Consider the following 8,185-nt stretch of genomic DNA (forward strand, 5'->3'; position numbering starts at 1 on the left):
CGCTGACAACCATGCAGGGGTAGCCGCGCGAAGATTGGCGATCGCATCCAGTTCGCGAGCGACACGTTCTCCCGAGATCGAGTTGTCAACTACCGTCGCCAGGCACTCCCCGCTGAAGTCGTCGCTCACGCACAGGATGCGGAAGCAGCGTCCGTCGACCAACGTGTCCGACACGAAGTCGAGGCTCCATCTCTGGTTCGGAATCCTGCGGGATGGCCATCGGTGCTCTCGTGCCCAGAGCCCGCTTGCGGCCACCGCGTTTTCGGACCATCAGCCGCTCTTCCTTGTAAATCCGGTAGAGCTTCTTCCGGTTCACCGCGACGCCCTCCCGCTTCAAAAGCAGATGCAGGCGGCGGTAGCCGAACCGCCGTCGCTGCGATGACAGCTCCCGCAAACGTTCTCACAGAGCAGAATCGTCCGGCCGGTTGGACATGTATCGGTAGACGCGCGGCGCAATGCCAATCAGGGCGCAGGCCCGCCGCTGCGAGTAGTTCTTCTTCTCGACTCTCCAACTCACGGCATTCCTCCTCGAGCCGGGCGTCAGAAGTTTTTTGTCAGCATCTCGCGGAGCGTCGATACATCCATCATCGACTCCGCCAGAAGCTTCGTCAGGCGCGCATTCTCCTCTTCCAACTCCCCCAGCCGCTTGGCCTCCGACACCTCCATGCCGCCATACTTCTTGCGCCAAGTGTAGAACGTTGCATCAGAGATGCCATGCTTGCGACACAACTCGCCAGCCGTCATGCCAGCCTGATGCTCCTTCAGAATGCCGATGATCTGTTCTTCCGAGAACCGTGATCGCTTCATTGCCTGTCTCCTTCGTTGAGGAACAGGCTAACCTAAAACCGGGTACATCTCAGGGGAGCAGGTCATGGCCGACCCCATTTGTCAGGACTTCCCACGTCCTCTCCGCTCTAGCGTGAGGTCCATAGAGGAACAGACCGTCCTTCGGGTCAGGGCTGCGCTGCGCGTAGGCGAACTCCAGTAGCAGCTTGTTGTCCCGGATGACTTCTCGGCGGGAAGCAACAACCAAGTCTCTGTCGCTTATTGCCTCTTGCATTCGGTCAGACCCTCGTTCCACGCGCACAGAGACTCAAGCCAACTCTTGGCGCTTTCGTGACCGGCGTCTGCCGCCCTCTTGAACCATGATGCCGCTTCGGCATCGCTCTTCTTGACGCCATGTCCAAAAAGATGAGCCGTTCCGAGGTGATACATCGCTTCGGCGCTACCCATGTCGGCTGCCTTGGATATCCATTTCAAGGCCTCCTTGTCGTCGAGTTCGTTCCAGTCTTCGTCGTCGCCGAAATTGCCGAAGCCGTGATAGAGGAGGCCGACGTGAAGAATTCCTTCACGATCGCCCATATCGGCTGCCTTGCGGAACCACCGCATCGCTCGCACCATGTCCTTGCCAGGTCCGCGCTTCGAATAGGTAATGCCCAGATTGACCATGGCACGGGGATTGCCGAGATCAGCCGCTTTGAGAAACCAAACCATCGCCCGTCGCTGGTCAATCGGAACGCCTTTGCCGTTGGCATGGAGTACGCCGAGACCGTTCATGGCAGTAGAGCTACCCATGTCCGCTGCCAGTCGAAGCAGGCTCATTGCCTCCACGGATCTATTGAGTTCAGAAAGCGCCAGCCCGAGATTCGTCATGAAACGCCGCGCGTTCGGCTTGGCCTTCAGGGCCTGCTCGCACGCTGCCATGGCTGCGGTCGCATTTGCGGCCAGATCCTGAACGCTTACGCCATCGCCGACGTGGTCAGGATCGGACTTCAGGCCCGCCAATCTGTCGCATTCGGTGGCCTGTGCATCTCCGGCATCGTTCTGCAATTGCTGGGCTTGTCCTGTTGAGGAATCCGATAGCGCCACAGCAACAGCTGCCACTGCCAGCAAAGTGCCTAATCGAGGGAGTTGAGAATTGCCAGCAAGCGCTGGGCTACTAATTCGGGGCGGATCACACTTGGGCGTTGGCAAGCCGAGCACTCCACTATTTCACCAAAGCATCTTCCAATTGCTCCATTGTACTCTGAGGCTGCGATCCGACCATTCCGCGGGTGTCATCGACCTCTCGAGAAATCGTCTCCGGTTCGAATTCGGACGCGTCGATGATGACGGACCTCGCATTTTCGAAGCGGGCTCCTGTGTTGTTGTTCGGCGGCGGTTGAACCGTGAGATCAAGACCAGGCAGGGGTTCCAGCGGCAGCGGCACATTGTTTTGCACCCAGTCGATGCGTTTGATTTCCCTTCCGCCATCCTCGACGAATCTAACAATCGTCTGATCAAGTTGTCGCTCGATTTCGAACACTCCGCCCATCATCCTGACTTGGAGCTCGCGGTGAAGCTCTCCAGAGTCTGGATAGCTCTTCTGAAATCCCATATAGAGAAAGGAGCCACTCGTCTCCGGTCCCATTACGACATAGCCGAATGCCACGTCTGTAGTGCCGACTTCGAGCAATCGTCCCACATAACCGTTTGGCCTTAGCCCGCCGGACATCTTCCAAAACTGCCCCAACCACTCGGCACCCTGGAGAGTGAGTTTGCCATATCCCCGGCCGAAGGGCCGGCCAGTCGTGTCGTAGAGGGCTTGCGCGCGACGCATCGCGGTTATGCTGCGGCGTAGCAGCGTCTCTTCCATGGGAGCAAAATAACCATGGAGGGCGGACAGAGTTCCTTCGCCCGGAATGCCATCTGGCGCACCTTCGTAGAGTCCCTTCGCTTCAAGCACCCGTTGCAACCGAGCCCATGATTCACTGTCGTTCGACGACCCGAGAGGTAGGTCGATTTCCGGTGGGAGCAGGTCGCTTTCGCGGAAGTGACGCTTGATGAAGTCGGGCTCGTATCCCTGCCGCGCCGCGATCACGCGATACAGATCAGCCTTCGCGTCAAGTTCCTTGTGGGCTGCGATCATCTCCAGGATCGCGTCGACCGCCGCCATGTCGCCGTTTCCCTTTCCGACAAGCGCAGCGACAACGGCGTCGACAGCCTCACCCACCGTGCGGAGCGGCTCGTCCGATGGTCCCAACGCGCCCCGCTCGACAAGCAGGGTTACAATATCCACCCGCCCGGCGAGTGCCGCGATCATGACCGCGCTCCATCCGTTTGGCGCTGTGGCCGATACGTCTGCATCATTGGCGAGCGCCATCTTCGCGACTTCGACGTTGCCGGCTTCGGCTGCGCTCAGCAGGATTTCGCTGGCGGCTTCGCGTGTGAACAGTTTGTCCATTCCGGGCGGCTCTGGGCCGAAACCTTCCAGGCCGACCGTTTCGGCAAGTACGCGCACCGTGTAGCCGTCGTCGGTGACGCCCTCAAGCGATACTCCGAGATTCCGAAGCTTCAGTGCGTTGTCCACGCGCGCAGCCTGCAGTGCGCGCATGATCGGCGTGTAGCCCTGGGTATCGGCGCCCTCTAGGTCGACGCGACGGAAGGCGAGATATTCCAGCACGTCCGGCGAGGCCCGAACCGCGGCGATGGACGCAAGGCTTCGCCCGTCGCACGTCACGGAGGGAAGCTTCATACCCTCGGCGACGGCTTCGTCAAGGTCTTCGAGCTGGTCTGTTGAGACGGCGATACATGCCTTGCTCTCGGGCCGGATCGCTTCGACCTGTGCAATTGCCGGCGCGGCATTGATCAGCACCAGAGCAACAATCAGTGGGCGTGCGAACCTTGTCATTGCGGCTTCCAATGTCGATTACCGGACCAGGGGAACGATGGCGGCACCGGCGACGAGCATGCCCGCGCCGCACGCCAGAACAATCTTCGACGCCGACCACAGGCCGATACCGAGTATGCGCCCGACGACGAGCGCGGCGGGAACGCTGATCGCCAGTGATATCGCCAGCCAGGCGACGTATCCTTCCGGCAAGGAGCCGAACGGCCAGGGCACAAGCCAGCCCGCACTCATGAACGCGGCCGCCATGAGAGCGGCCTGCCAGAGCCGGATCGAAGACGACCGGGTGGCCACCAGTGCTGCAACCAGGCCAGCGGCATGAATGGCGGTCAAAACGAGCGCTTGATTACTCATCGGCTAGCTAGCTGCGTTGTCTGTGCCGAGCGATGATTTGCTCAGAATAAATCTGAAGATATGGCGGATCGATAACACCAAAACACGTCCTGATTGTTTATTGGAAATTCTCTATGTGTTCATCGTAATACCCGTCATCACGGAGAATTACGCAGCTTCCTGCAGAAAATGTCCCAACAGAAAAATTTGCTCCATCGGGCCAGCACCAACGAATCCCATCTCTTTCGGGATTTAGTATTATTCTGGTTCCGTTAACGTTCCAGATGCCAGAAACCTGATGGTCAATATCGTCGGGCGGAGAAAAAATGATCTCACATCCACCATTGGTAGCTGAAACAGCAATAGTGCTTTTGAAGCCATTCTTATTGTTCCAAAAGATATTCAACCAATCGGCCCTGTTGACACCTTCGCCATCGTAGCGGGGGCTGAAATCTTTGCCGGCAACTCTAACCCACTGGGGGGTATCAGCAAGGGCAAATTGCGGATCTTCATAGAGAAGGTTAGGGCCGGTAGTCATACGGACATGGACAGCTGGTTCTCCACTTTCGTGGAATATGGCAAGACGAAGGTCAATATAGCCACTGGAACCCCGGCCTATCCAATTGTAGACCATACCGTAAGGACTTCCTGAATTAGTAGATGCATTGGGATTTCGAGGATTCGTATTGAGATCCGGCCCGCACCCGCTCGACGGTTTCGAAGCGATCGGGAGCGTCACGCGTTGGAAGTTCGGATCATTATTGCTGCTATCGGCATATTGATCAGGAGCTTCGAAATCCTCACTCGGGTCGACCCCAGTATCGGGCGATACCGGTTCCGGATCGGGCTCTGGTGCCGGTGATCTGACAGCCTCCCGCGTCTCTCGTGCCACTTGCTGCTGCCTCGGCAGCATATCCCGAGCAGCCGATTTGATCCCTTGTTGCCTTGCGTGCTCTAACTGCAACTCCGCCTGCGCCGCCTCCCACGCGACCCACGATGCCACGGCAATGCCGATCGCCGCCATCGACGCATTGATCTCGCCATTCGCCTGCGCCTCGACGATCTGCGTCACGACACCCGCATAGGCGCTGCCCACGATGGAGTACTCGCCTAAGGGAAGCTTGACCTGCATCGCGCCGACGCGGCTGGCTTCATCCAATATGCCAAACACACGGTCCTTCTGGGAACGTGACGGACGTGGGTGGGAAGCAGTATAACGTGGCCCGTTGCCCTGACCATCGACGTGGAAATTGTCCATCTTCGATGTCAGAATGCCTATCGCATTCTTCTGGATCTCGTTCACGGCGGGTAACGCACCATTCGTAATAGCGTCCGAGAGTTGTTGGCCTCCGCCCGTGGCACCAGCGATCCCGTGGCCCACGATGGCTCCTCCAGACGGAACACTGCCAGCGGCTTCTGCTGCCGTCATCGCCCTCTCTTCATCTTCCCGACGCTTCTTCTCCGCAGCTTCCCTTAGTCGCCAAGCATCATAACGCGCCTCACATTGCTCGCTCAATTCAGCCACCCTGCGGTTGAGGCTGCATCTCTGCTTCTCAATCGGGGCACATGCCACCGGTCCCTTGTTCGACATCGCGTCGACGCCACACGCCATATTGTCCCGCCAGGAATGCTCCCAAGGGACATGATCACCAACGCATCGTATGCTCGCGGAACGCAGTTCGTCTCGCTGGGTGCTGAACCCATACTCGGGTTTCCAAATGTAGCAATCCGATTGCTTACGCGGCTCCAACCAATCGGCCGCCGTAGGGCCGATGCTCGCCAGGGAAACAACAACGCCAATAACGATGCCGAAAAGCCCGCGTCCCATTGCGATCGCCTCTCCATTGGCTCTGATCAACGTCCAGCCTGCTACCGGGGCCCGCCATCACGCACCTATCCGGCCTTTCAGGACTATTTTTGCGGGATGATACTCGGTTCTTCACCCCTCGTCATTCACCCGCGTGGGTGATTGCCTTGACAAAGGCCGCATACAATCATCGCGCCTTGCAATGCTAGACCATCCGCCGTGGTTCAGTCTGCGACAGGGAGACGGTACATGAGTCATAAATTGTCCTGCGAGACAGCGGTTCTGGCGCTCGTTCTGGCGCTCGTTCTGGCGACCGTCGGGGGGTGCACCTCGGCCGAAATCAATCAGTTCTCAAATGCCCTGGCACAAACGACCAGCACCATACCAAGACAAGCTTACCAGTCGGCTGCAAGCCAAAGGCCTCGACATCCTTCTCGCCCCGTCACGACAAGATCGAGCCCCGCACAAGCAAACAGGCCATACTATGAGCCCTACAGGCCTGCGACAAAAGACTATACCCGGAAGTTCGATCCAGTGGATCCTCATCCAGGATCACCCCAGAGCACCTATCCCGTTTCGTCAGGCAATCGAGGTTCGACTGGAGGCAAATGTCTTACAGAGGAATTGGGATGCTCGGCAAATGATGCAGCATGTCTGGCGCTTCCCCGGTGTTGACAAATGGCCGTACGCTTAACTTCGTTCGGCGCTTGTGAGTGCAGTGAGAGCGGCAAGCGAATTGCGGCGACCGGCACGGGCTTCTTATGTCAGGGGAGGAGAGAGCACCTATGAGCGATTTCGCCTTCGACTGGTTTGCATTTACCTCGGAGGCGTTTTCTGCTCCATCATTGCCGCGAAATTGAGTGTCGTGGTGCTGTCGCAAGCCATCGCCCCGTCAACCCTGTTCATGGGAACCGCCATGTTGTCGCCTTGGCTCCTGGGTATGTTTTTGGAACCGCTCTGAGAGAATGATCTTGCTTTCGGCTTTGCCATCAGCGCCATTGTCACGTTGGTTGCCGTCTGGCGGAGCCACCGCGGTCGACGATCGCAATTGTGTTTCTTTGAGGTGCGGGCTGCTGGTCGAGCGCCTGCGGGAAGATGGATCATATGAGCGCAGCGATCATCCGCTGTCAGGTTTTTCGGGGTCGAACAGGGGCGTGAAGTGCAAAAAATCTATGATCGTCTACTCATTCTGCTGCTCGTAGCAATATTTTTCGTTGGGCCAGTCACTTTGATAGCCGTCTCGTTCCCTCAGTTCACTCAGGGCTTTGTAAGGGGCTTGGCGCAGATGTTGGGGCTTGCCTAGAGCGGGATGAATCTAGGATTGATCGTATCCAGCATTTGCAAAGTAGTTTTTGCACTCACGGGCCGAGATTGAGTTGAGGATTTGGCCGATAGCCTTGCAGACGGCGGCGCGTGTTCTCTGGCCGGCGTTGCGCAGGTGGTGCTTCAGCTTGGCGAAGAGCTGCTCGATCGGGTTGAGGTCGGGGGAGTATTTGGGCAGGAAGATGAGTTTCGCACCAGCGGCGCGGATGGCGTGCCGAACGGCTTTGCCCTTGTGCGAGCCGAGATTGTCCATGATGACGATATCGCCGGGCCTCAGCGTCGGCACGAGCACCTTTTCAACATAGATGAGGAACCGCTCGCCGTTGATCGGCCCGTCGATGAGCCATGGCGCCTCGACCCGGTCGTGGCGCAAGGCGGCGATGAAGGTGGATGTCTTCCAGTGCCCATGTGGGACCTTCGCCTTGAGGCGCTGACCGCGCGGTGCCCATCCCCGGAGCGCCGCCATGTTGGTCTTGGTCCAGGTCTCGTCGATGAAGACGAGGCGGGAAGGGTCGATCCGGCCCCGGTACTTGGCCCATTGCGCCCGCCGACGGGCGACATCGGGGCGACCCTGCTCGCTGGCGATCAGCGTCTTTTTTTATGCGTCAGACCTTCGGCGTGGACGAACTCCCACACCGAGCGGTAGTCGACAATCAGGCCGCGCTCAGCGTGAAGTTCCTTGACAAGGCCACGCAGTGTGAAGGGCCCCTCGCCACAGCGGCGACGCAGCCAATCGGCCTGCTCTCCCGAAAGCTTCTTCGGCCGATAGCCGCCCATCTTGCCCGGCATCACACTGCCGCTCTCATCAAACCGCTTCACCCAGTTGATTGCCGTGCTGATCGCAACCCCAAAGCGCGCCGCCGCCTGGTGCCGCGACATGCCGTCTTGCTTCACCGCAGCCACAACCCGCTCGCGAAGATCCATCGAATACGGTCGACCCATCCATACGGGCCTCCTGCCCTAGCCAGCATGTTGAATCAGACTTCACACAAAATGGGAATCCCAAGTCGAGTCAGACTCAATTCATCCCGATCTAGCGCTGTTCACGTTGTGGT

5 protein-coding genes and 1 pseudogene are annotated in these 8,185 nt (G+C 58.5%); all 6 read right to left on the reverse strand.

From position 1 onward, the window contains the following. Nucleotides 1-807 (reverse strand): annotated as a pseudogene (locus NA8A_RS24845) (IS3 family transposase); the annotation flags it as partial. Between the two features lie 237 nt (nucleotides 808-1,044). Then, nucleotides 1,045-1,983 (reverse strand): tetratricopeptide repeat protein, encoded by a 939-nt coding sequence (locus NA8A_RS23940; protein WP_143088028.1) that lies wholly within the window; start codon nucleotides 1,981-1,983, stop codon nucleotides 1,045-1,047. 4 nt (nucleotides 1,984-1,987) lie between these two features. Continuing rightward, entirely contained in the window at nucleotides 1,988-3,670 is a 1,683-nt protein-coding gene (locus NA8A_RS24535; protein ID WP_009453033.1) for an ankyrin repeat domain-containing protein, read from the reverse strand. An 18-nt stretch (nucleotides 3,671-3,688) separates the two neighbouring features. After that, the gene (locus NA8A_RS23950; protein WP_009453034.1) at nucleotides 3,689-4,021 is read right to left on the reverse strand and encodes a hypothetical protein; all 333 of its coding nucleotides are present in this window, start codon (nucleotides 4,019-4,021) and stop codon (nucleotides 3,689-3,691) included. A 97-nt stretch (nucleotides 4,022-4,118) separates the two neighbouring features. After that, nucleotides 4,119-5,828 carry a hypothetical protein gene (locus tag NA8A_RS23955; protein ID WP_009453035.1) on the reverse strand — a complete coding sequence of 570 codons (1,710 nt, stop codon included), beginning with the start codon at nucleotides 5,826-5,828 and terminating at the stop codon, nucleotides 4,119-4,121. Nucleotides 5,829-7,122: 1,294 nt separating this feature from the next. After that, nucleotides 7,123-8,072 (reverse strand): IS630 family transposase gene (locus NA8A_RS24850; protein ID WP_375295317.1). Its coding sequence is split into 2 segments (ribosomal slippage): nucleotides 7,123-7,730 and nucleotides 7,730-8,072, totalling 951 coding nucleotides; the frame shifts between segments, so codons are not numbered across the junction. Nucleotides 8,073-8,185: the final 113 nt, after the last annotated feature.

This window comes from Nitratireductor indicus C115, assembly GCF_000300515.1.
In the GTDB taxonomy this organism is placed as follows: domain Bacteria; phylum Pseudomonadota; class Alphaproteobacteria; order Rhizobiales; family Rhizobiaceae; genus Nitratireductor; species Nitratireductor indicus.

What these genes read in the sequence shown, in the direction of transcription:
- NA8A_RS24535 (WP_009453033.1), bottom strand. Translation starts at nt 3,670, where the DNA reads ATGACAAGGTTCGCACGCCCACTGATTGTTGCTCTGGTGCTGATCAAT.
- NA8A_RS23950 (WP_009453034.1), bottom strand. Translation starts at nt 4,021, where the DNA reads ATGAGTAATCAAGCGCTCGTTTTGACCGCCATTCATGCCGCTGGCCTG.
- NA8A_RS23955 (WP_009453035.1), bottom strand. Translation starts at nt 5,828, where the DNA reads ATGGGACGCGGGCTTTTCGGCATCGTTATTGGCGTTGTTGTTTCCCTG.